General features: G+C 74.2%; 19 protein-coding genes. 10 read left to right on the top strand and 9 right to left on the bottom strand.

What is annotated here, in order from left to right; all coding sequences use genetic code 11:
- Nucleotides 1–792: an SIS domain-containing protein gene (locus SCATT_RS11205; RefSeq protein WP_014143143.1), complete on the bottom strand. Its 792-nt coding sequence runs from the start codon at nucleotides 790–792 to the stop codon at nucleotides 1–3.
- A 139-nt stretch (nucleotides 793–931) separates the two neighbouring features.
- On the opposite strand from SCATT_RS11205, the gene SCATT_RS11200 reads away from it, so the two are divergent.
- A complete protein-coding gene (locus SCATT_RS11200) occupies nucleotides 932–1,624 on the top strand; it encodes a metal-dependent transcriptional regulator (protein WP_014143142.1) in 693 nt (230 codons plus the stop codon).
- Nucleotides 1,625–1,890: 266 nt separating this feature from the next.
- Here the strand turns inward: SCATT_RS11200 and SCATT_RS11195 are convergent, their stop codons facing one another.
- From SCATT_RS11195 to SCATT_RS11185, 3 genes are all read right to left on the bottom strand, one after another.
- Nucleotides 1,891–3,549: a hypothetical protein gene (locus SCATT_RS11195; RefSeq protein WP_014143141.1), complete on the bottom strand. Its 1,659-nt coding sequence runs from the start codon at nucleotides 3,547–3,549 to the stop codon at nucleotides 1,891–1,893.
- Nucleotides 3,546–4,352, bottom strand: a complete 807-nt coding sequence (locus SCATT_RS11190) for an ABC transporter ATP-binding protein (RefSeq protein WP_014143140.1) — start codon at nucleotides 4,350–4,352, stop codon at nucleotides 3,546–3,548. The genes SCATT_RS11195 and SCATT_RS11190 overlap by 4 nt, the downstream gene beginning before the upstream one ends.
- A 147-nt stretch (nucleotides 4,353–4,499) precedes the next feature.
- A complete protein-coding gene (locus tag SCATT_RS11185; protein WP_014143139.1) occupies nucleotides 4,500–5,180 on the bottom strand; it encodes a bifunctional DNA primase/polymerase in 681 nt (226 codons plus the stop codon).
- Nucleotides 5,181–5,444: 264 nt separating this feature from the next.
- Here SCATT_RS11185 and SCATT_RS11180 point away from each other — a divergent pair, with 264 nt between their 5' ends.
- Together SCATT_RS11180 and SCATT_RS11175 are read left to right on the top strand one after the other, a co-directional pair.
- The gene (locus SCATT_RS11180) at nucleotides 5,445–6,827 is read left to right on the top strand and encodes a hypothetical protein (RefSeq protein ID WP_014143138.1); all 1,383 of its coding nucleotides are present in this window, start codon (nucleotides 5,445–5,447) and stop codon (nucleotides 6,825–6,827) included.
- Nucleotides 6,828–7,134: 307 nt separating this feature from the next.
- A complete protein-coding gene (locus SCATT_RS11175; protein ID WP_014143136.1) occupies nucleotides 7,135–8,718 on the top strand; it encodes a hypothetical protein in 1,584 nt (527 codons plus the stop codon).
- Nucleotides 8,719–8,791: 73 nt separating this feature from the next.
- Here the strand turns inward: SCATT_RS11175 and SCATT_RS11170 are convergent, their stop codons facing one another.
- Nucleotides 8,792–10,033: an ABC transporter substrate-binding protein gene (locus tag SCATT_RS11170; protein ID WP_014143135.1), complete on the bottom strand. Its 1,242-nt coding sequence runs from the start codon at nucleotides 10,031–10,033 to the stop codon at nucleotides 8,792–8,794.
- 148 nt (nucleotides 10,034–10,181) lie between these two features.
- On the opposite strand from SCATT_RS11170, the gene SCATT_RS11165 reads away from it, so the two are divergent.
- On the top strand, nucleotides 10,182–10,682 hold the full coding sequence (locus SCATT_RS11165) for an SCO4402 family protein (RefSeq protein ID WP_014627854.1): 501 nt from the start codon (nucleotides 10,182–10,184) through the stop codon (nucleotides 10,680–10,682).
- 84 nt (nucleotides 10,683–10,766) lie between these two features.
- Complete coding sequence (gene purU / locus SCATT_RS11160) at nucleotides 10,767–11,636, top strand: formyltetrahydrofolate deformylase (RefSeq protein ID WP_014143133.1); 870 nt, start codon at nucleotides 10,767–10,769, stop codon at nucleotides 11,634–11,636.
- A gap of 299 nt (nucleotides 11,637–11,935) precedes the next feature.
- Here the strand turns inward: purU and SCATT_RS11155 are convergent, their stop codons facing one another.
- Nucleotides 11,936–13,327: a maleylpyruvate isomerase family mycothiol-dependent enzyme gene (locus tag SCATT_RS11155; RefSeq protein WP_014143132.1), complete on the bottom strand. Its 1,392-nt coding sequence runs from the start codon at nucleotides 13,325–13,327 to the stop codon at nucleotides 11,936–11,938.
- Entirely contained in the window at nucleotides 13,324–13,905 is a 582-nt protein-coding gene (locus tag SCATT_RS11150) for an RNA polymerase sigma factor (RefSeq protein ID WP_014143131.1), read from the bottom strand. Before SCATT_RS11150 ends, SCATT_RS11155 begins: the two co-directional genes overlap by 4 nt.
- 287 nt (nucleotides 13,906–14,192) lie before the next feature.
- On the opposite strand from SCATT_RS11150, the gene SCATT_RS11145 reads away from it, so the two are divergent.
- Nucleotides 14,193–14,567: an STAS domain-containing protein gene (locus SCATT_RS11145; protein ID WP_014143130.1), complete on the top strand. Its 375-nt coding sequence runs from the start codon at nucleotides 14,193–14,195 to the stop codon at nucleotides 14,565–14,567.
- Between the two features lie 231 nt (nucleotides 14,568–14,798).
- Here SCATT_RS11145 and SCATT_RS11140 read toward each other — a convergent pair whose 3' ends face one another.
- Nucleotides 14,799–15,422, bottom strand: a complete 624-nt coding sequence (locus SCATT_RS11140; RefSeq protein ID WP_014143129.1) for a TetR/AcrR family transcriptional regulator — start codon at nucleotides 15,420–15,422, stop codon at nucleotides 14,799–14,801.
- Nucleotides 15,423–15,656: 234 nt separating this feature from the next.
- On the opposite strand from SCATT_RS11140, the gene SCATT_RS11135 reads away from it, so the two are divergent.
- Together SCATT_RS11135 and mca are read left to right on the top strand one after the other, a co-directional pair.
- Nucleotides 15,657–17,069 (top strand): MDR family MFS transporter, encoded by a 1,413-nt coding sequence (locus SCATT_RS11135; RefSeq protein WP_014143128.1) that lies wholly within the window; start codon nucleotides 15,657–15,659, stop codon nucleotides 17,067–17,069.
- A 206-nt stretch (nucleotides 17,070–17,275) separates the two neighbouring features.
- The gene (gene mca / locus SCATT_RS11130; protein WP_014143127.1) at nucleotides 17,276–18,115 is read left to right on the top strand and encodes a mycothiol conjugate amidase Mca; all 840 of its coding nucleotides are present in this window, start codon (nucleotides 17,276–17,278) and stop codon (nucleotides 18,113–18,115) included.
- Nucleotides 18,116–18,222: 107 nt separating this feature from the next.
- Here the strand turns inward: mca and SCATT_RS11125 are convergent, their stop codons facing one another.
- Nucleotides 18,223–19,773, bottom strand: coding sequence for a class I adenylate-forming enzyme family protein (locus SCATT_RS11125; RefSeq protein WP_014143126.1), 1,551 nt, complete (start codon nucleotides 19,771–19,773; stop codon nucleotides 18,223–18,225).
- Nucleotides 19,774–19,889: 116 nt separating this feature from the next.
- Here SCATT_RS11125 and SCATT_RS11120 point away from each other — a divergent pair, with 116 nt between their 5' ends.
- Both SCATT_RS11120 and SCATT_RS11115 read left to right on the top strand, forming a co-directional pair.
- Nucleotides 19,890–21,272 carry an amidohydrolase family protein gene (locus SCATT_RS11120; RefSeq protein WP_014143125.1) on the top strand — a complete coding sequence of 461 codons (1,383 nt, stop codon included), beginning with the start codon at nucleotides 19,890–19,892 and terminating at the stop codon, nucleotides 21,270–21,272.
- Nucleotides 21,273–21,284: 12 nt separating this feature from the next.
- Nucleotides 21,285–22,436 carry an acyl-CoA dehydrogenase family protein gene (locus SCATT_RS11115; RefSeq protein ID WP_014143124.1) on the top strand — a complete coding sequence of 384 codons (1,152 nt, stop codon included), beginning with the start codon at nucleotides 21,285–21,287 and terminating at the stop codon, nucleotides 22,434–22,436.

Below are 22,436 nucleotides of genomic sequence, written 5' to 3'. Positions count from 1 at the left end.
TCAGTGCCGGTAGAAGATCCGGTCGCGGTACTCGGCCATCACCCGGCCGTTCCAGTCGTGGCCGCCGTCCACGTTGCCCGAGCGCAGCAGCGGCGGGGTGACGCCGCGGTCGGCGAGGGCGCCGACGGCGGCGGCCATCACCGCCTGCATCAGCGCGCTGGTGACCACGGTGGAGGCCGGGGCGAACGGCGCCGGGACGTCCTCGGCGGTCAGCTCCGCGTCCCCCACCGCGATCTTGTTGTCGAGCACCAGGTCGCAGTGGTCCTTCAGGAACGTCCCCGAGGCGTGCCGGGAGGTGGTCCGCCGCGGGTAGTCCAGCGAGGTGACCCCGACGACCCGCAGGCCACGGGAGCGGGCGCCCAGCGCCATCTCCACCGGGAGCGCGTTGCGCCCGGAGAGCGAGATGACGAACAGCAGGTCGCCGGCGGCGGCCGGGCTGGTGTCGAGGACCGCCGAGGCGAGCCCGTCCACCCGTTCCAGCGCGCTGCCCAGGGTGGCCGGGCTGACGTCCACCCCCACCGCGCCGGGCACCGCGAGGAGGTTGACCACGGCGAGGCCGCCGGCCCGGTAGACCACGTCCTGGGCGGGGAGCGAGGAGTGTCCGGCGCCGAAGACGAAGATCCGGCCGCCCGCCGCCACCGTCTCGGCGACCATGGCCCCGGCGCGGGTCACCGTCCCGGCCTCTTCGTCCCGCGCCCGGGCCAGCAGCGCGATGGCCGCGTCGAAGTACTCCCTGGCGAGGCCGATCGTGGGTTCCGGGGCCGTTTCCCCGGAGTGTGCAGCAGCCGCCATGCCCGGTTCCTTCGCTCGGATGTCGCCGATCACGGTGGGCCCTGGCGGTGCGGGCTGTCAACACCGGTCCGGCCCCGTTGTCGGTGGCATGCGTCAGAATTGGCAGCAGGGCCACCGCACGACCTATTGAGGGGCACGTATGTCGGGACACCTCATCGACACCACGGAGATGTATCTCCGCACCATCCTGGAGCTGGAGGAGGAGGGTGTGGTCCCCATGCGCGCCCGTATCGCCGAGCGGCTCGACCAGAGCGGTCCGACGGTGAGCCAGACCGTGGCGCGGATGGAACGTGACGGGCTGGTGCAGGTGGCCGGCGACCGTCACCTGGAGCTGACCGAGGAGGGCCGCCGGCTCGCCACCCGGGTGATGCGCAAGCACCGGCTCGCCGAATGCCTGCTGGTCGACGTGATCGGCCTGGAGTGGGAGCAGGTGCACGCCGAGGCGTGCCGCTGGGAGCACGTGATGAGCGAGGCCGTCGAGCGCCGTGTGCTGGAGCTGCTGCGCCACCCCACCGAGTCGCCGTACGGCAACCCCATCCCCGGTCTGGAGGAGCTGGGCGAGCAGCAGGGCGGCGGCTTCCAGGACGAGGGCACGGTCAGCCTCACCGAGCTGAGCCCCGCCGACGAGGCCAAGACGGTGGTGGTCCGCCGGATCGGCGAGCCCATCCAGACCGACGCCCAGCTGATGTACACGCTGCGGCGGGCCGGGGTGCAGCCCGGCTCCGTGGTCAGCGTCACCGGTTCGCCCGGCGGCGTCCTGGTCGGCAGCGGCGGCGAGGCCGCCGAACTCAGCCTCGACGTGGCCGGCCACGTCTTCGTGGCCAAGAAGTAGCCCTCGGCGCGGAAGGCGTCGGCCGGGACGGCAGGGGCCCCGGCACCTGACGGTGCCGGGGCCCTTCCTCCCCTTTTCGTCCCGGCGGGCGCCTGTACCCGGAACCCCGAGCTTTCCGGGTCCTTCCCCCGCCTGCCGGGAACTGTCTCCCCGCCCTCATGACTCCCCGCCACGGACGGTCACAACACGTCACCGGTGTCACTCGAAAGGGCGGTGTTGAATCGCCGTCGCCGGTTTCTCGCAGGGGTGTTCGACCTCGGGGGCGGTCAGGCCTTGCTGACCGCTGTGAGGATCTCCGGCAGCCGCCGCGGCAGCCAGGTGGCCGCCACCCGGATCCCGAGCACCGCCACCACGGCCCCGTACCCCGCGCCCACCGGCAGCACCAGCCACAGCAGCCCGTGCAGCCCGGCCAGGTGGAGGCCGATGAGCAGGCCGAGCACCGGGGCGGTCACCAGCGCCGCGGCCACCGTGCCGGCCAGCAGGTTGCTCAGCACCAGGCTGGTCTGCCCCGGCACCGCGCTCTGGAACGAGTTGTTCTGCGGCACCGCGTACGGGAAGCGCACCGAGGTCGGCGCCCCCAGCCCGAGCAGCGAGCCCAGCAGCGCCAGCGCCAGCCCGACGCTCTCCGGCAGCGTCGCCCAGCCGTGCAGCATCGCCGCCGTCAGCACCGCGGCCACGCAGGTGTACGGCACGGCGACCACCGCGATCGCCAGCGCCCGGCCGCGCAGTTCGGCCTCGGCCGCCGCCCGCGAGCCGATCGTCTGCGACACCAGCCAGAACGCCGAACCGTCCATCCCGAACTGGTTGTAGACCTGCATCCCGAGCAGCCCGGAGGACATGCACACCGAGTACATCGACCCGGTGCCCTGCGCCGCCCACACCACCGGCATCAGCAGCCCGATGCCCAGCGAGGTCGCCCACGCCGCCTTGGTCCGCGGATCACGCCAGGCATAGCGGAACTGGCGCTCCATCACGGTGCCGGTGCGCCCGGAGACCAGCCGGCCGCCCGAACCCGCCCGCGCGGAGCGCCGTTCGGCGTCCGGGCCGCTCGCCGCGGCCGGCACCGTGGAGGCGTCCGGGGCGGTCATCAGCCGGGTCAGGCTCCGCCCCCACCACCACAGCAGCAGCCCCGTCGCGGCGGCGGTGAGCGCCAGCCCGACCGCCGCCCGGCCCCACTGCCCGGCGCTCGCGGCGTGCACCGCGTCCACCGCCGAACCCGGCGGCACCCAGCGCAGCACATGGGCCAGCGGATCGAGGAAGCGCACCCCCTGCGGGGTGGTCAGCTTCTGCACCGCCAGGTTGGCCAGCTGGATCCCGACCGCCACGATCAGACCGCTCATCAGCGCCAGGTCGCGCCCCTTGCGGCTGGTCAGCAGACGGGTGTTGGCGGCGGCCACCGAACGCGCCAGCGTCACGCAGAGCAGCAGCGTCAACGCGGCGGCGACCACCGCGACCGGCACCGCCGCCGCCGTCATGGTCACCGCCAGCATCGCGCCCGCCACCGTGATCAGCGTGAACAGCGGACCCACGCCCACCAGCGAGGCCGCCAGCAGCCCGCCCACCATCGGCCACGGCCGCAACGGCAGCATCACCAGCCGCGTCGGGTCCAGCGTCTCGTCCCCGCCGAAGAAGAACAGCGGCACGAACGCCCAGCACAGCGCGAGGACCACCAGCAGCGCGCAGCCGACCGGGGCGGTGTGCGCCGGGTGCGCCGCCCGCAGCGCGATCATGCCCAGCAGCACGCCCACCGCGGGCACCAGCGCCAGCACCGAGCCGATGACGTACCCGGCGGCGCGGCCGGGGGAGCGGCGCAGTCCGTTGCGCAGCAGCGTGAGCTTGAGCCGGATCAGCACCAGCGCCGCGCCCGGCGCCCGTCCGCCGCCGGCGGGCACGGCGGTCACCGGCGGTTCGACGAGCGCGCTCACCGGGCCCCGCCCAGCCAGTCGAGCGAACCGGCCGTCGCGCCGCGCGCCCCGACCAGCGACAGGAAGGCGTCCTGCAACGAGGCCGCCGAGCCGCGCACCTCGGCCAGCGGCCCCTGCCGCACGATCCGGCCCGCGGCCATCACCGCCACCCAGTCGCACAACGACTCCACCAGCTCCATCACATGGCTGGAGAAGATCACCGTCGCCCCGGAGCCGGTGTAGCGCTCCAGCACCCCGCGGATGGTCTGCGCCGAGACGGGGTCCACGCCCTCGAACGGCTCGTCCAGGAAGAGGACTTCGGGGTTGTGCAGCAGCGCCGCGGCCAGCCCGATCTTCTTGCGCATGCCGGTCGAGTAGTCCACCACGAGCTTGTGGCGGGCCCCGGCCAGGTCGAGCACGTCGAGGAGCTGGTCGGCGCGGCGGTCGACCTCGGGGCCGGGCAGGCCGCGCAACCGGCCGGTGTAGGCGAGGAGTTCCCGCCCGCTGAGGCGCTCGAACAGGCGCAGCCCCTCCGGGAGCACCCCGATCCGCTTCTTGACCTCGACCGGGTCACGCCACACGTCGTGCCCGGCCACCTCCACCACGCCGTCGTCGGGGCGCAGCAGTCCGGTCACCATGGACAGCGTGGTGGTCTTGCCGGCGCCGTTGGGGCCGACCAGGCCGATGAAGTGGCCGGCGGGCAGTTCCAGGTCGATCCCGGCGACCGCGACCTGGTTGCCGAATCGTTTCCACAGCCCCCGGACCCGTACCGCCGCCGGGTCCCCCTCGGCCGGTGCGTGCTGTTCTTCCGTCTCTTCCGGCACGGTGCGCCGCCTTCCCCGTTTGTCGCGGGCCGCCGTCAGCGGCCCTGTACGCCACGGCATCGCGGACGTGGTCGGCGTCCTGCCGATGCCGGGGATCCACCATAGGGGCGGCGGTGAACGGGGGGCCAAACGGCCCGGTGCGCGGGGTCAGGCCGGGCGTTCGCGGCGGGCCGCCGCCTCCCGGCCGCAGGCGTACGCCAGTGGGCTCAGCATCTCTTCCACATCGGGCAGCCAGCGGTTGAGCGCGTTGGGCCGGCGGGCCCAGCGCACCGGCCCGGCACCGCCCAGCCGGGTCGGCGGCGCGGCCAGGTAGTCGCCGTCCCCGTGCACCCGCAGGTCGAGCGTGCCGGGGCGGCGGCCGAGGGCGCGCAGCAGATCGGGCAGCTTGGCCTTGGCGCCGGGCAGCACGAGGAAGACCAGCCGGCGGGTCGGGGTGAAGAGCACCGGGCCCAGCGGCAGTTCCATCCGCTCCAGCCGGGCCAGCGCCAGGCATCCGGCGGCCTCCGGCACGTCGACCGCGTCGAAGGTGCGCCCGGTGGGCAGGAGCACCGACGCCTGCAGCTGCCCGCTCCACAGCCGCCGCACCGCGTCCGGGTTCCCGGTGGCCTGACCGGGCCAGTCGGGGCGGGTGGGGTGGGCGCCCGGCTCGGAGCAGCCCGGGTCGCCGCACGAGCAGCGCGTCACGCCGTCCGCCTCCACCAGCCACGCGCCGGGGCAGACCTCCCAGTGCCGTCCCTCCGCGTAACGCACCGCCGCGTCGAGCAACTGGCTGCTGGAGGCGAGTCGTTGGGCGGGCGGGAGGGTGTCGGCGACCCGGGTGTCATTCACGCGCTGCCCAACTGCCTTGGCGGACAAGGGTTACGGCCGGTGTTTCGCGCGCTCGACGCGTCATGCGGGGCGCATGGGTGCATGGGCGGGGGCGCGCGAGAGGGTCCGGCTACCGGGGTGGGTAGGTGCTCTTCGGCATGTTGCGGAGCTTAGGCCGTCACGTGCCGAAAAAGTATTGATTGCCTGCCAAGACATGGAATATCCGGCCCCGTTGTCTGGGCAGAGATCGTGCACCAGTCGTGTACCGCGAAGAGGGGGACGACGATGGCCGCCCGACCGCTTGTGGCGCGTCAGCCGAACGAACGGCTGCAGGCGCTGATCCAGGAAGCCGCCTGCTCCAACGCGGGCCTGGCCCGCCGCGTCAACATGTGTGGCGCGGAGCACGGCCTCGACCTGCGGTACGACAAGACCTCCGTGGCCCGCTGGCTCCGGGGCCAGCAGCCCAGGGGGCGCGCCCCGGCCGTGATCGCCGAGGCGCTCGGCCGCAAGCTCGGCCGCACCGTCACCATCGACGAGATCGGCATGGCCAACGGCCGCAACCTCGCCTCCGGCGTGGGCCTGCACTTCGCGCCCACCGTGCTCGGCGCCGTCGAGCAGGCGTGCGAGCTGTGGCGCAGCGACGTGGGCCGCCGCGACTTCCTCACCGGATCCACGGTGGCCGCCTCCGCGCTGGTCGAACCGAGCCGCGACTGGCTGATCACCGGCCCGGACCCGTCCGTCGGCCGCACCGGCGGCCCCCGGGTCGGCACCGCCGACGTCGAGGCGGTCCGCGCCACCACCCGCGCCCTGGTCGACCTCGACCACCGGTTCGGCAGCGGCCACGTGCGCCCGGTGGTCGTCCACTACCTCAACAGCGTGGTCTCCGGGTTGCTGGCCGGTTCCTACCGGGAGTCCACCGGGCGGCAGTTGTTCGCCGCGGTCTCCCGGCTGACCGAACTCGCCGGGTACATGGCGGTCGACACCGGCCAGCCCGGCCTCGCCCAGCGCTACTACATCCAGGCGCTGCGGCTGGCCCAGGCGGCCGGCGACCGCGGTTACGGCGGCTACGTCCTGGCGGCCGGCATGAGCCACCTGGCCGCCTCGCTCGGCAACCCCCGGGAGATCGCCCAACTGGCCAGGGCCGCCCAGGAGGGCGCCCGCGGCCAGGTCACCCCGACCGCGCAGGCGATGTTCTACGCGGCCGAGGCACGCGGCCACGCGCTGCTGGGCGACGCCCGCGCCTGCGAGGCGGTGGCGGGCCGGGCGGTCGAGGCGCTCTCCCGCGCCACCCCCGAGGAGGACCCCGACTGGATCGCCCACTTCGACCAGGCGTACCTCGCCGACGAACTCGCCCACTGCCACCGGGACCTGGAGCAGCCCGGCCCCGCCGCGCGGCGGGCCGAGGAGGCGCTGGCCGGCCATCCGCCGGGCCGAGTGCGCCGCCGCGCGATCGGGCTGCTGCTGCTGGCCTCGGCGCAGGTGCAGGCCCGCGAGGTGGAGCAGGGGTGCGCCACCGCGACGCGGGCGGTCGACCTGCTGGCCGGGGTGCGCTCCAACCGCGGCGCGGAATACCTGGACGACTTCCGGCGCCGCCTGGAGCCGTTCGCCCAGGAGCCCGCGGTACGGGAGTTCACGGCGCGGCTGGAGGAACGGGAGGCGGCCGCCTGACGCGACGGCGGCGGGGTGCCGGCGGACCGGCGCCGCGGATCGGGCGGAAACGGACGCCCGGGCGCCGCGCGGCCGAATTGTTACGTGACCGACACACCCGCCGTGGCCTGCGCGGACACCTCGGGGATTCCGGGATGCTCCGGACCTTCCGACCGGCCGTCGTCTGCCTGCCGACCGGTCGCCGCAACGGGTACGTGGTCCGGAGCGGAATTCACCCGGTAGCGTGAGCCGACGTTCCGTAGGTCCAATTCGGGGGACCCGGAGGAGGGTCCTTCCGGGCACACGAAGCAGGCAGGAGTTCCGTCAGATGCAGAGCGGACGGGGAGACGAGGTGCCGGACGGCACGTACCGACCGCTGCCGATCCCGCGCGAGCCGCACGTACCGGCGGCCCGGGACGCCCGCGAAGGCGTCGTGCTGCCCGCGCAGGGCGACTCCTGGGAGCAGCCGGCCCCGGTCGTGCAGCCCGCCGCGGGCCGGCCGTGGGGCGACGCCCCGCCGCCCGCCGCGCCCCCGGGGCAGCCTCCGTTCCCGCCGGGCCACGGGGCGCCGACGCAGCCGGGCATACCGGCGCAGGGGCCCGCCGACGCCGACGCCACCCGGGTGCTGACCCCTTACGGCACCCCGCCGCCGCCCTCCGCCGACTCCGAGAAGACCCAGTTCATCCCGCCGTTCCAGGACGCCGGCGACCAAGCGGACGCCACCCGGCGGCTGTTGAGCCGTCCGCTCCCGCCCGAGCAGCGGTTCGAGGCGCCCGTCCCGCCGCTGCCGGCCGGCCCGCCGACGGTGCCCAGCGTGCCGTTCGCCGTGCGCCCCGGCGTCCCCCAGGGCCCGGTGCCCTCCGCCGACCTCGGCGACCCGGTCGACCAGCCGACCCAGGTCGTCCCCGCGCCGCTGCCCGACGGCACCCACGACGCCACCCGGCAACTGCCGCTGACGACCGACGACCCGTGGCAGCCCGCCGCGTCCGCTCCGGCCGGTCCGCCGCCGCCCGCCGCGGGCCCTCCGCAGGGCCAGGACGACTACGACTACCTGTACCGCCAGGACGGCGTCGCGCCCCCCGCCGACCGGGCGCCGTACCGTCCCACCGTGCCCCGGCCCGAGCGCCCCCGCCCCGGCTTCGGCGCCCCGACGCAGGGGGCCGGGGTCCAACCGCCGCGCCCCGCCCAGCCGTTCGGGCAGCCTCCGGTGCCGCCCGGGTACCGTCCGGCCGGCGGCACCGGCGCCGGGGCCGGCCCGGCCGACGTCCCCGCCCCGGCGGGCGGGCGCCGCAAGCCGTCGCGGCCGGTGCTGATCGGCGCCGGGATCGCCGTCCTCGCGGCGGTCGGCATCGCCACCGGCGCCGCGCTCAGCGGCGGCGGGAACGACCAGCCGCAGAAGGCCGGGGCCACCGCGCCGGCCGCCTCCTCCGGCGCCACCGGCGATTCCGCCGACCCGGCGGCCGACCAGGCCAAGCGGCTCGACGCCCTGCTGGCCACCAGCAACAGCAGCCGGGCCACCGTGATCAACGCCGTGGAGACCATCAAGAACTGCGGCGACCTGCACAAGGCCGCCGCCGATCTGCGCTCGGCCGCCGGACAACGCGACGACCTGGTGGCCAAGCTCGGCGGGCTCGACCTCGGCAGGCTCCCCGGCCACGACCAGCTCACCGCCCAGCTCACCGCGGCGTGGAAGGCCTCGGCCGCCGCCGACAACCACTACGCGGCCTGGGCCGACCAGGTGGCCGCCGACAAGAAGGGCTGCCACAAGGGCCACGCCAGGATCACCGGCCAGGCGCAGCAGGCCAACGCCTCCAGCGGCGACGCCACCGCGGCCAAGAAGCGCGCGGCCGGGCTGTGGAACCCGATCGCCTCCCGTTACGGGCTCACCCAGCGGGAGTTCACCCAGCTGTGACCCGCCCCGGCCGCCCGGCGCGGGGCGGCCGGGACGGGGACGTCGGCCGGGCGTCGGCGTGGGGCGGGCCGGGTCAGGAGGCGCCCTCCAGGATTCCGCGCATGTCCACGAAGCCGCCCTTGCCCACCGCCTGGAGTCGGCCGCCGCGCACCACCTGGAAGGTGACGGACGCGTTGACCATGCGCGGATAGTCGCGCACCGCCAGCATGTCGCCGTACCGCCAGCCCAGCGGCGGGGTCAGCCCGCCGGTGGTGAGCCCCTCGGTGTGGTCCAGGGCGCGGCGCACGGTCGCCGCGGTCACCGGCGAGTCGCCGAGGGCGCGGACCACGTCGGCGAAGACGGTGTACGCGATCCAGGTGGTCTCCGCGCCCGGGTCGGCCACGTCGATCCGGTTGTCGTCGAAGGCGAAGCGGGCGATGGCGTCCCGCATCGGGTTCCAGCGCGGGTCGGCGGCCGGCGGGTACCAGCTGGTGGCGTAGGCGCCCTCCAGCGGGCTGTCCGTCCCACCGGTGCTGTCCAGCAGCGACTGCTTGACGCTGCCGAGCACCGAGGCGGTGCGGATGCCACCGATCCCCAGCCGCCGGAAGGAGTCGAAGAAGGTGGCGGTGCGGTCGCCGAGCACCGCGGTCACACAGCGTCCGGGTCCGCCGCCGCCCACCGCCCGCTCGGCCGCCGCCGTGTAGTCGGTGGCGTCGTCCGGCGCCCGCACGTCGTCGGCGGGCGGCCGGTGGGCGGCGGTGAGCCCGGCGTCCAGGAACTCCGGGTACTGGTCGCCCGTCGTGGTGTCCGGACGCACCAGCGCCGTCGTGCGGCAACCGGACGCCAGCTGCTGCCCGTTGCCCGCCAGCAGCGCCGGCCCGCCGCCGTTGACCGGGTACGACAGCGGGCTGGTGAACTCCTCCTGGGCGATCCCGTACCCGCCCAGGTAGGGGATGCCCGCGGTCTCCAGCGAGGCCATGTAGCTCTGCCCGTACTGGCTGTAGGAGCCGATCACGGCCACCGCGTGCGCGTCCACCGCCTGTTGCGCGCAGCGTTCGGCGCGCACGGTGTCGTTGTGCTCGTCGCAGGTGAGGACCTGGAGCCGGTGCCCGCCCAGGCCGCCGCGGGCGTTGACCATCCGCGCGTACGCCTCGGCGGTGGCCGGCATGCCCGGCATGTTGGTGGAGTTGGTGTTCTGCGGTGCCCACGTCATCACCACGATGGGGTCCCGCGTTCCCCCCGCCGTCGCGGAGGACAGACCGCAGCCGCCGAGCAGCCAGCCGCCGATCAGGACCGTGGCCGTCGCCACGGCCCCGGCGCGTCGTGTACCGGTCATGAACCGGTACTTTTCTCCGGCCGCGACAACTTCCGTGTGACCATGGCGTAACGGTCGGTGGCCACCGGGTGAATTGCCCGTGGGCACCTGGCGATCATGTCCCGACCGGCCCTGACGCGGGCCGATCGGGCAGATGAACGTACGATCGGTGACCGTGCAAGGTTCGGAGAAGTCTTCCCGGCGGGGCGCCCGCTCCTCCACGATGGGGCGTATGCGGCTCAACGACATGCCCTGGTGGCGCTGGCGTAGCAACGTGCGCTCCGCGCTGCACATGCTCGGCGACCCGGTCTTCCAGCACGAGTGCTGGGTGGCCGGCCGCCCCGGTTACGGTGACGTGACCGACGCCGTCTACCGGCTGGTGGAGGACACCTGGCTGGACAACTGGTCGGCCGAGAAGTACGTGGGCACGATCTTCCGCGACGCCCAGGAGGCGGCGCTGGTGGACGCCGCGGTGCTGCGGGTGCTGCGGATCCTGCACGACGTGGGCGCCGACGCCCCGGTACGCGCCTACCTCGACCACCCCGCCTGGCCCGACGCCGTCCGTGCGGCCCGTGAGGCCCACGCGCTGCTCGCCGGCAACGACGGGGACGACCCCGACGCGCCGCCGCGCTCGCTGGACGTGCTGGCGATATACACCAGGACCAGGTGAGGCGCCCCCGCCCCGCCCGCGCCCCGGGGTCTCGTTGGCCGGACGGGGCGCCGGACGGCCGGGCGGATGTGCGACGCTATTGCGGTGAGTGAAGCACAGCAGTCCGACCCGCAGTACGTCCTGACGCTCTCCTGCCCCGACAAGCAGGGCATCGTGCACGCCGTCTCCAGCTACCTGTTCATGACAGGTTGCAACATCGTGGACAGCCAGCAGTTCGGCGACCAGGACACCGGACTGTTCTTCATGCGCGTCGCCTTCTCCGCCGAGCCCCCGGTCACCGTGGAGAAGCTGCGGGCCAGCTTCGCCGCCATCGCCGACAGCTTCCAGATGGACTGGCGCATCCACCCCGCCGAGGAGAAGATGCGGGTGCTGATCATGGTCAGCAAGTTCGGGCACTGCCTGAACGACCTGCTCTTCCGCGCCCGCATCGGCGCGCTCCCGATCGAGATCGCCGCCGTGGTCTCCAACCACCGCGACTTCGAGGAACTGGCCGGCTCCTACAACGTCCCCTTCCATCACATCCCGGTGACCAAGGAGAACAAGCCGGAGGCCGAGGCCCGGCTGCTCTCCCTGATCGATTCCGAGCGCGTGGACCTGGTCGTGCTCGCCCGCTACATGCAGGTCATCTCCGACGACCTGTGCAAGCGGCTGCCCGGCCGCATCATCAACATCCACCACTCCTTCCTGCCGAGCTTCAAGGGCGCCAAGCCCTACCACCAGGCACACGCCCGCGGCGTGAAACTGATCGGCGCCACCGCCCACTACGTCACCGCCGACCTCGACGAGGGCCCCATCATCGAGCAGGAGGTCGAACGAGTGGGCCACGGCGTCACCCCCGCCCAACTCGTCGCCATCGGCCGGGACGTCGAATGCCAGGCCCTCGCCCGCGCCGTGCAGTGGCACAGCGAACACCGCGTACTCCTCAACGGCAGCCGGACCGTGGTCTTCGCCTGAGGGAGGGTTCGCCTGGCCGGCGCGCGTGCGTCTGATTCGGCCGCCGTGCGTAGTCGTTCGGCCTGCCCTGGCCCGGCCCGCCCGCGTCCGGCTGGCCGTCGGGCGTGCGCCCGATTCGGCCGTCGTGGCTGGCCGGTTGGTGGCCGTCCTTCCGCCCCGGCTCCCCCGCGTCCGGTCGGGGTCGGCCCGGTTCCGTCGTCTCTGTCCGTAGGCCTGATCCGGCCCGGCCGCGTCCGGCTGGCCGGGGCCCGGGGCGGTGCCGTCGCCGTCCGCCCGGCCAGGCCGGACGGACGGAACGGTCACAGGCGTGACATGCGCGCTGCGGCGATCAGGACGTCCCTGACCACCTCGCGGTCGCCGTACTGGCCGACCGCGAGGTCTTCCGGTGTCCGGTGGCCGGCCGCGAGGCGGCAGAACTCGGTGCTTTCCAGGGCCACTTCGGCCACCGTCTCGTCGGGTGAGGCGGTGGCGGCCGGGGAGTCCAGTGGGATGTACCAGTGGCCGCCGCCCTTGCCCTCCAGGTCGAGGTGGAGGGTGCGGCAGGGCGCCCCTGCCTCGACCAGCCGGGCGGGCGACCGGGCGAGCCCCGCCCGGCGTAGTCCGGCGAGTGCCAGCGGCAGCATCCGTACCGCCAGGTCGACCATCCGGTGCAGATGGCGCGGCGCGGGCGGATCGTAGGGGTAGGCGACCGCCTCCGCGACGTCCTCGGCGTGGATCCAGCACTCCATCGCCCGGTCGAGGAAGGCGTCCCGCAGCGGCAGCGCGAACGTGCCGTACCCCACCTCCAGCCCGGCGGTGCCCAGGCCCGCGAAGGAGACCGTGCGCACCAGCGAACGCCCCTGCTCCCGCCAGGTCTCCCGGACCGTCGCCTCCGGAGTCCGGTCGTCGCACCGGCTCCAGTACGCCTCGGTGCGCCCGGCCGGGTCGCGCGGGGCGTCGGCGCCCAGCGGCGTGGCCATCCCCAGCGAGGCCGCCAACAGGCTGTCCACCGCGGTGAGGTGGCCGATGACCTGCGCCACCGAGACCGTCCGCGACCCGGCGTACCACTCCAGCTTCACCGGCGCCCGCCAGTCGGACTCGCCCAGATCGCGCAGGAGCGCGTCGAGCCGGGCGGTCTCCGTGTCGTACGGGCCGGCCCACTCCGGTATCGGTATCCGGGCGGGGCGCCGGCCCAGGCAGTTCTCCAGCACCCGGGTGCGCAGCATCGGGTCCAGGTCGAGCGAGTCCTCCGGGCGCAGCAGCGCCACCGCCTCGCGCAGCCGCAACGCCTCGTCGGCGCAGGACGCGCAGTCGGTCAGATGCGCCTCCACCGCCGCGCTCTCCTCGGCCGGGCACGCCGACAACGCCCACGCGCCGAGTAAGGACTTCAAGGTGCGGTGGTCGTACCGCACGGGCGCCTCACGGGGGTTGACGGTGGGGCCGGAGGCGCCGGGCGCGGTCGGCGGCACCACCGGCAGCGGACCGTCCTCGGCCGCCGCCCTGGGCGGCGGCACCCGGGGCACCGGCATACCGCGGGGCGGAACCCCACCGCCTCCGGCGCAGCCGTCGCCCGCCCGGTCGTCGCGCGCGGAACCGCTCCGTCCGCCGCCGGTCCGTCCGCCGCCCGTCCGTCCGCCGACCGGTCCGCCGTCACCGGCACCGCCGTCGCGGCCGTCGTCCGGCAGCGGACCGTCGTTCACCGGGCCGGTCACGACGCGCTGCCAGGGCCGGCCGGCGGCCGGGGGAGCGACGGCTGCTCGATCGCGGTGGAGAGCATCTGCAGGCCGAGCCGGAGTCTTCGCCGGGCCTCGTCCTCGGTGAGCCCCAGCTCCGCCGCGGCCTGCCGGTAGTCCCGGCGCTTGATGTAGGCCAGGTCGAGCGTGGCGCGGATCGAGGCGGGCATCGACTCGCGGATGAAGTCCGCCCGGGCCGCGGTGCTCGCCTCCCGCACCCGGTCCTCGAACTGCCCGGCCGCGCACCCCTCACCGGCCACCGTCCGTTCCACCGCGCTGCTGCGCAGCCGGTGCACGGACTGGCGTTGCGCGACCGCGGCTATCCACGAACGCAGGTTGCCGTTCTTCGGGTCGTACGCCTCCGGGTGCTCCCAGACGTAGCCGAAGACCTCCCGGGTGATCTGGTCCGCCGCCGTGTCGTCGTCCATCACCCGGTGCGCTATGGCGTGCACCAACGAGGCGAACCGGTCGTACAACTCGCCCAGGGCGGCTTCCTCGCCACGGGCGAGGCGTTGCTGCATCTTGCGGTCCCAGCGTGGTGGTGCGGGCGTCGCCATCCGGCAGTCCCCCCTCTCGCGGCTCTCCTCACCCCGCCGTCCTCTCGAATGTAACGGGAGGGTCTGACAACGAGAGCGCCTTTGCGGCAAACGACCACCGTTCGACACCGGAAGGGCACGGTGTGTGAGCGAAGTGTTACTGAAGTGATCACCGATGGTGATGTGTTACCCGGGTGTGACCGCCGCGGCGCGGGGAACGCATCCCCGCTGGGCATATCGTCGAAGGGACGGCGAACGGTGACGACGGTGCGACCGTACGACTCTGCCGACGAAAGGGCAGCGAGCCAGTGGCGTTGAGGGTGAAGGCACAGCAGCGGGACGGCTGGACCGTGCTGCGTGTGGCGGGCGACATGGACCTGGTGACCTCGCCCGCGGTCCGGCAGCAGGTGCACGACGCGGTCGCCGACGGCCGCCGCAGCGTGGTGCTCGACCTGTCCGCCGTCCGGTTCTGCGACTCCAGCGGCGTCGGCGTACTGATCGCCGCCCGCCGCCTGATGCGTTCGTGCACCGGCCGCCTGCGGCTCATACTCCCCGCCGAGGGGGCGGTCGACGGCTCCCACGTCAACCGCGTCCTCGCCGCCCTCGGCGTACGGCGGCTCTTCGAGGTCTTCCCCGACCTGGACGCGGCGGTGGACGACGGGGCGAGGCCGCTGACGGCGTGAGGCGTGAGCCGCGTGGGGCCTGTGGCCAGGGGACGTGGCCGGGGTTCGGCCGGGGACGGCGGGCGCGCGGGGGTGCGGTTGGGGGCGCGGGAGCGCGGTCCGGCGCGTGTTCGGCGTGCGGCGCGGTGCGGACGTTACAGCGGGGTGCCGGCGTTGCCCCGGTGCGGTGGTGCCGGCGGCGTCATGGCCGCCGCCCCGGACGGGCCGGGGGCGTTGCGGCGGACCGGCTGATCAGCGCACCGCGTAACCGCCGAGCACCGGCTCCAGCATGGCGTAGGCCCGCCGGGCCGCCTCGGCCAGACCGCGGTAGAACTCCTCCTCCGAGTCGCCGGCCAGCAGGCGGCGGTGTGCCTCGTTGAACAACACCCGCTGCACGCCCGCGAGTTGGGCCGCGGCCAGCCGTATCTCCAGCCAACTGGCACCTTCCCCCGCCTCCTCTGCGAGCGTGGCGGCCAGCGCCTCCTCCTGCTGGTCGTATATCTCCCGCAACCGGGCCTGGAGCGCCGGGCTTTCGTCGATGAGCCGGACGAAGTCCGGTCCGTAGTTGCCGTAGAGCGGGTCGCGCCGCTCGATGCCGTCGAGGTAGGCGCGGCGCAGCGCGGTCAGCGCGGACTCGCCCTCGGCCCGTCCGGCCACCGTGCGCGAGGGGCCGTTGACCACCTCGTCGTAGGCGTCGAAGAAGAGGTCCTCCTTGCGCGGGAAGTAGTTGGTGACCGTCATCTTGGAGACCCCGGCGGCCTGCGCGATCTCGGCGATCGTGGTCCGCTCGAAGCCGCGCTCCATGAACATCCGGGTGGCGACGTGGGAGATCGTCGTGCGGGTCTGCCTCTTCTTGAGCTCGCGCAGCTGTGCCATGTTCCCAGGGTAGCCGCACTTTCTAGGTCGGACCTAAAAATCTCTTGACCCGGTTGATAGGTCGAGCCTAAATTTATGTCCATGCAAAAAAGTGCGACGAAGCCTGCTAACCCCGCCCCTGTCCCCGCTTCCCGTGGCGCCGGTTCCGCCGGGGCGCCGACCACGTCTTCCGCCACTGGACGGGACCCGCGTTCCGCCCCGGGATCCGGCGGGCCGCCCGGGATCGACCGGTCGGTGTGGCGGATCGCCATGGTCCTGCTGCTCGGCCCGGTGCTCGTGCTGCTCGACACGACGATCGTCAGCGTGGGCACCGCCGCCGTCGCCCACGACCTGGGCGGCTCGCTCGCCGAGGTCCAGTGGGTCTCCACCGGCTACCTGCTGGCGGTCGCCGTGGTCATGCCGCTCACCGGATGGGCCACCGGACGATGGGGCGCCAAGACGGTATGGCTGGCGTCGACAGCCCTGTTCACCGCCGGGTCGGCGCTGTGCGGCGCCGCTTGGTCGGTGCCGGTGCTGGTCGCCTGCCGGGTCCTCCAAGGTCTGGGCGGCGCCCTGATCCAGCCGGTCGGCCAGGCGATGATGGCGCAGGCCGCCGGCCCCGAACGGCTCGGCCGGGTGATGAGCGTCAGCGTCGTGCCGGTCACCCTCGCCCCGGTGGCCGGCCCCGTCCTCGGCGGCCTGCTCGTGCAGGACCTCGGCTGGCGCTGGATGTTCCTGGTCAACGTGCCGCTGGGCATCCTCACCCTGCTCGCCGCCCGCAAGGCGCTCCCCGCCGGCGCCCCGGCCGCCGAGCACCAGGCCCGGCTCGACGTCAAGGGGCTGCTCCTGCTGCCTCCGGGTCTCGCCGCCGTGGTCTACGGCTGCTCGGCGCAGCGCTGGTCCGTCCTGGCGGCGGGGCTGGTGCTGCTCGCCGGATACGTGGCGCATGCGCTGGTGCGGACCCGGGGCGGCGTCGTGGTGGCGGGTGCGGTCGCGGACGCCGGTGCCGGTGCGCGCGAGGCCGCCTCCCGGGTCCGGCCGGTGCCGCTGCTGGACGTGCGGATGTTCGCCCGTCGGGGCTTCGCGGCGGCCACCGCCTCCTCCTTCCTGCTCGGCGGTTCGCTCTACAGCGCGATGCTGCTGCTTCCGCTGTACTTCCAGAGCGTGCGCGGCGCCGACGCGATGACCGCCGGTCTGCTGCTGGCCCCGCAGGCGCTCGGCACCGCGGCGGCCTCACTGATCGCCGGCCGCCTCACCGACCGGCTCGGCCCCCGCCCCCTGATGCTCGCCGGACTGCTGCTCGCCCTGGCCGGCTCCCTGCCCTTCGCCTTCCTCGCCCACGCCCCCGGCGACGCGCTGCTCACCGTGGCGCTGGTGGTGCGCGGCGCGGGACTGGGCGTGGCGATGATCCCCGGGATGTCCGCGGTCTACGGCTCGGTCTCCCGCGAGGAGGCACCCCGGGCCGCCGGGTCCGTCAACGTCCTCAACCGGGTGGGTGGTTCGCTGGGCACCGCCGCGCTCACCGTCGTGCTCCAGCGATCCCTCGCCCACCACCCCGCGGCCCCGGCCGTGGCCTACGGCCAGGCGTTCGGCTGGGCCCTGGGCTTCTCCCTCCTGGCCCTGGTGCCCGCGCTCTTCTACCCCCGCCGCGCCATACCCGGGCGCTGAGCCGAGGTCCCGCCCCGTGGCGGCGGGCTCCGTCCCCGGTTCGCGTGCCTTCCGTCCCACCCCGCGCGCGGGCACGGGTCCCGGGTGCGTGGCCCCCCGCACGCCCTCCCGCCGGCCGGCTTCCCGAGCGGCCGGCACACCACCCCACGCCCCACCGACCCACCACCCCCACCGACAGGAAGGAATCCCCCGTGACGCTTCGACTCATGGCCGTGCACGCCCACCCCGACGACGAGTCCAGCAAGGGCGCCGCCACGCTGGCCGGTTACGCGGCCCGAGGGGTGGACGTGCTGGTCGTCACCTGCACCGGAGGTGAGCGGGGGGACGTGCTCAACCCCGCGCTCGACCGGCCCGAGGTGCGCGCCGACCTCCCGGGGATCCGGCGCCGTGAGATGGCCGCGGCGGCCGGGATCCTCGGGGTGGGCCACCGTTTCCTGGGGTACCGCGACTCGGGGCTGCCGGGGCCGGGGAAGGAGCTGCCGCCGGACTGCTTCGCCCGGGTCCCGGTGGCCGAGGCCGCCGCCCGGCTCCGCGAGGTGGTCCAGGAGTTCCGGCCGCACGTGGTCGTCACCTACGACCCGTCCGGCGGCTACCCCCACCCCGACCACATCCGGACCCACGAGGTGGCCGTCGCCGCCTTCGACGATCCGGGCGGACCGTGGGAGCCGCTGAAGCTCTACTACCAAGTCGCGTTCAGCAAGCGGTGGTTCGAGACGCTCCACGCGGCCATGACGAGCCGGGGCATCGAGTCGGGGATGGGCGAGGTGCTGGACGGCTGGCCCGACTGGGCGCCGGAGTTGCCGGTCACCACGCGCGTCGAGTGCGCCGACTGGTTCGACGTACGCGACCGGGCGTTCCGCGCCCACGCGACCCAGGCCGACCCGGCCAACCCCTTCTTCGCCCACCCCCGAGACCTGGAGCGTGAGGTGTGGCCCACCGAGGACTACTCGCTGGCCCGTGTCCGGCCGGCCGTGACGGCTCCGGCGGACGGCCGCGTCGAGGACGACCTGTTCGCGGGCATACCGGCGGACGCCTCGGCCGGGTGAGTCCGTCGGCGCCGGAGGACGGGGCGAGGCCGCGACGCGGATCGGGTGGGTCCAGGGAGCGTCACGGCCCCGGACGTGGCCGCCGGGAAGACGGCGGCGACGGCCTTTCAGCCGTACCGTTGCCGCAGCTCGCCCTTGAGCACCTTGCCCAGCGTCGCGTTGCGCGGCAGCGCGTCGGTGATCTCCAGCTGTTCGGGGAGCTTGTGCCGGGCCAGGCCGGCGGCGCGCAGGAAGCCGGTCACCTCGGTGAGGGTGAGCGCGGGGGCGCCGGGGGGCTGTTCGAGGACGGCGCAGACGCGTTCCCCGCGTTCGGGGTCGGGCAGGCCGATGACGGCGGCGTCGTGTATCGCGGGGTGGGCGTAGAGGAGTTCCTCGATCTCCCGGGCGGAGATGTTCTCGCCCTTGCGGATGATCACGTCCTTGCGGCGGCCGGTGAGGACCAGGTGGCCGGTGGGGGTGAGGTAGCCCAGGTCGCCGGTGCGCAGGAAGCCGTCCGCGTCGAACGCCTCGGCGGTCTGCCGCGGGTCGAGGTAGCCGGCGCACACCGCCTCGCCGCGCAGCCTGATCTCGCCGTCCACCACCCGGATCTCCATGGCCGAGGGCGGCCGGCCCTCGGTGGTGGCCAGGTTCTCGTCGCTGTCCGTGGGCGAGCCCATGGTGATCATCGGTGCCTCGGTCATGCCGTAGCCGTGGGTGAGGGCGCAGCCGAGTTCCCGGGTGACCTCGTAGTACAGCTCGGGCGGCAGCGCGGCGCCCCCGCCGCACAGCAGCCGCAGCGCCGGGAGGAGCCGGCGGCCTGGCTGTTTGCGCTGCTCGGCGAGGAAGAGGGCGTAGAACGCGGTGCTGCCCCCGGCGATGGTCACCCGGTGGCGCCGGTAGGCGTCGAGCACCCCGGGCAGCGTGAACCGTTCGACCAGCAGCGCCGGGAACCCGTACAGCAGCAGCATCACCAGGTAGTCGACGCCGCCGACGTGCGCGTAGGGGAAGGCGATCGAGCCCACGTCGTCCGGGCGCGGGGCCAGCGCGTGGGCCAGGCACGATCCGCCGGCGATCAGCGAGCGATCGGTGTGGAGCACGCCCTTGGGCGCCGCGGACGTGCCGGAGGTCCAGTAGATCCAGCGCACGGCGTCCCCCTCGGCCGGGGGAGGGGGCAGCGGCGCGGGGTCGGCGTCGGGCAGACCGTCCCCGACCGTGAGCGTCACCGGCGGCCGGGGCAGCGTCCGGGCGGTCCGTTCGGCCATCGCCGCGTAATCGTGTCCCTGCCAGACCCCCGGCGTGACGAGGAAACGGGCGTCGGTGGCGCCGAGCGCATGGGCCACCTCGCGGTCCCGGTAGCCGGGGATGACCGGGGTCTGCACCGCGCCGAGCCGGGCCAGCGCCAGGGAGAGCACCACGGAGCCGATGCGGGTGGGGAGTTGCCAGGCCACCGTCGTCGCCGGGCGCACGCCGAGTGCGTGCAGTCCGGCGGCGACGCGTTCGGCACGCGTGACCAGACCGGAGAAGGAGACCCGCCGGTCCGCCTCGTCGAGCAGCGCCGGTGCCGCCGGGGTCAGCTCCGCCCGGCGTACGGCCAGCTCCCACACGGTCACGGCCCGGCCGAGCCGGTAGGCGGTGGCGGCGCTCCGGCCCGGCGGCCGGACGGGTCCCGTTGCGGCCATGGCGGCACCCTTTCCGACTATGAATCTGACGAACCGTCAGGTATACCGTAGACCTGACGCCATCTCAGGTACCAGTGGTCGGAGCCCGGCGGCTCCGGCGGGCAGGGGAGGTCACCATGGCCGCCGTCGATCCCGAGATCCCCACCGGCGCCGGTGCGGCCCCCCGCGCCGGGGACCCCGCCCGCCCCGCCACGCCCCCCGGCGCCGAGCCCGCCTCCCGCGCCGCCGCATACCCCCGTGCCGAGCCCGCCTCCCGCACCACCACGTATCCCGGCCCCGGCCCCGGCCCCGGCCCCGAGCCGGCCCTCACCCCCGACCTGCCGCGGATCGTCAGCGTCGACGACCACGTCATCGAACCCGCCCACCTCTTCGAGCGGTGGCTGCCCGCCAGGTACCGGGAACTCGGACCCCAGCCGCTCACCGCCGGCATCGGTGAACTCGCCTACGTGGGCGGCCGTTACCAGATCACCATGGACCCGGACGGACCGCCCACCGACTGGTGGATCTACGAGGACCTGAAGTTCCCGTACAAGCGCAACATCGCCGCCGTCGGGTTCGACCGGGACGAGATGACGCTGGAGGGCATCACCCGCGACCAGATGCGCCGTGGCTGCTGGGACCCGGCCGAGCGGCTCAAGGACATGGACCTCAACCACGTCGAGGCGTCCTTGTGCTTCCCCACCTTCCCCCGTTTCTGCGGCCAGACCTTCGCCGAGGCGCACGACAAGGAGGTCGCGCTGGCGTGCGTCCGCGCGTACAACGACTGGATGGTCGAGGAGTGGTGCGGCGACAGCGGCGGACGGCTCGTCCCGCTGTGCCTGATCCCGCTGTGGGACATCGGCCTGGCCGTGGCCGAGGTACGGCGCAACGCGGCGCGCGGCGTACGGGCAGTCAGCTTCAGCGAGATCCCCACCCACCTCGGACTGCCCAGCATCCACAGCGGCCACTGGGACCCGTTCTTCGCGGAGTGCGAGGAGACCGGGACGGTGGTCAACATGCACATCGGCTCGTCCTCGCAGATGCCCGCCGCCTCCCCGGACGCCCCGCCCGCCGTGCAGGCCACGCTGAGCTTCAACAACGCGATGGCCTCCTTGACCGACTTCCTCTTCAGCGGCGTGCTGGTGCGCTTCCCCGGGCTCAAACTCGCCTACAGCGAGGGCCAGATGGGGTGGGTCCCGTACGCCCTGGAACGCGCCGACGACGTATGGCGCGAGCACCGCGCCTGGGGCGGGGTGGCCGGGGCGATCCCGCAGCCGCCGTCCACCTACTACTACCGGCAGGTCTTCTGCTGCTTCTTCCGCGACAAGCACGGCATCGCGTCGCTGGACGCGGTGGGGCGGGACAACGCCACCTTCGAGACCGACTACCCGCACGTGGACTCCACGTTCCCGCACACCAAGCAGGTCGCCCTCGACCACGTGGCCGGCCTGGACCCGGTGACCGTCCACAAACTCATGCGCGGCAACGCCATCCGCATGCTCGGCCTGGACCTCGTCTGACGGAGCCGCCCCATGGAGCTGACGTACTCGCCGAAGGACGAGGCGTACCGCGCCGCACTGCGCGACTGGCTCGCCGACGCGCTGCCCACGCTGCCGCCCCGCCCGCGCCCCGACGACTGGCCGGCCCGCCGCGCGTACGACTGCGGCTGGCAGCGGATGCTGTACGACGCCGGGTACGCCGACGTGCACTGGACGGCCTCGCCCACCCGGCGGCTGATCTTCCTGGAGGAGACCGAACGGGCCGGCGCGCCCTACGTCGGCGCCAACTTCGTCGGCCTGCTGCACGCCGGCCCCACCATCGCCGCCGAGGGCACCGCCGCCCAGCGGGACCGCTGGCTCGCCCCGATCCTGCGCGGTGAGGAGGTGTGGTGCCAGGGGTTCAGCGAACCCGAGGCCGGCTCCGACCTGGCCTCCCTGCGCACCCGCGCGGTCCGCGACGGCGACGCCTACGTGGTCACCGGCAACAAGATCTGGACCTCCCACGCCGAGATCGCCGACTGGTGCGAACTGCTCGTGCGCACCGACCCCGACGCCCCCCGCCACCACGGCATCACCTGGCTCGCCATGCCCATGGCCGCCGACGGCGTCACCGTCCGCCCGCTGCGCACCCTGGCCGGCACCCCGGAGTTCGCCGAGGTCTTCCTGGACGAGGTCCGCGTACCGGTGGCCAACCGGGTCGGGGCGGAGAACGACGGCTGGCGCGTCACCGTTGTCACCCTCTCCTTCGAACGCGGCACCGCCTTCGCCGGCGAGGTGGTGGCCTGCCGCCGGCTGCTCGACCGCGTCGCCGCCCACGCCCGGGCCACCGGACGCTGGGACGACGCGGTGCTGCGGCGCGGGCTCGGCCGGCTGGCGGCGGAGTTCTCGGCGCTGTGGCGGCTCACCCAGTGGAACGTCAGCGCGGCCCAGCACGCGGCGGGCACCGGGGGCCGGGGCGTCCCCGGTACCGGCGCCTCGGTGTTCAAGCTGCGGTACTCGCACGCCAGACAGCGGCTCTACGAGACCGCCGCCGAGGTGCTGGGGGCCGCGGACGCGCTCGACGCCGGCCACGAGTGGACCGCCGGCCGCCTGTCCTCCCTGTCGTACACCATCGCCGCCGGCACCTCGCAGATCCAGCGGAACATCGTCGCCGAGCGGATACTCGGCCTGCCGAAGGAGCCGTGA

This window comes from Streptantibioticus cattleyicolor NRRL 8057 = DSM 46488 (assembly GCF_000240165.1).
GTDB classification, from domain to species: Bacteria; Actinomycetota; Actinomycetes; order Streptomycetales; family Streptomycetaceae; genus Streptantibioticus; species Streptantibioticus cattleyicolor.
Note: the sequence above shows the minus strand (reverse complement) of the source record. Positions and strands in the feature narration are given on the sequence as shown.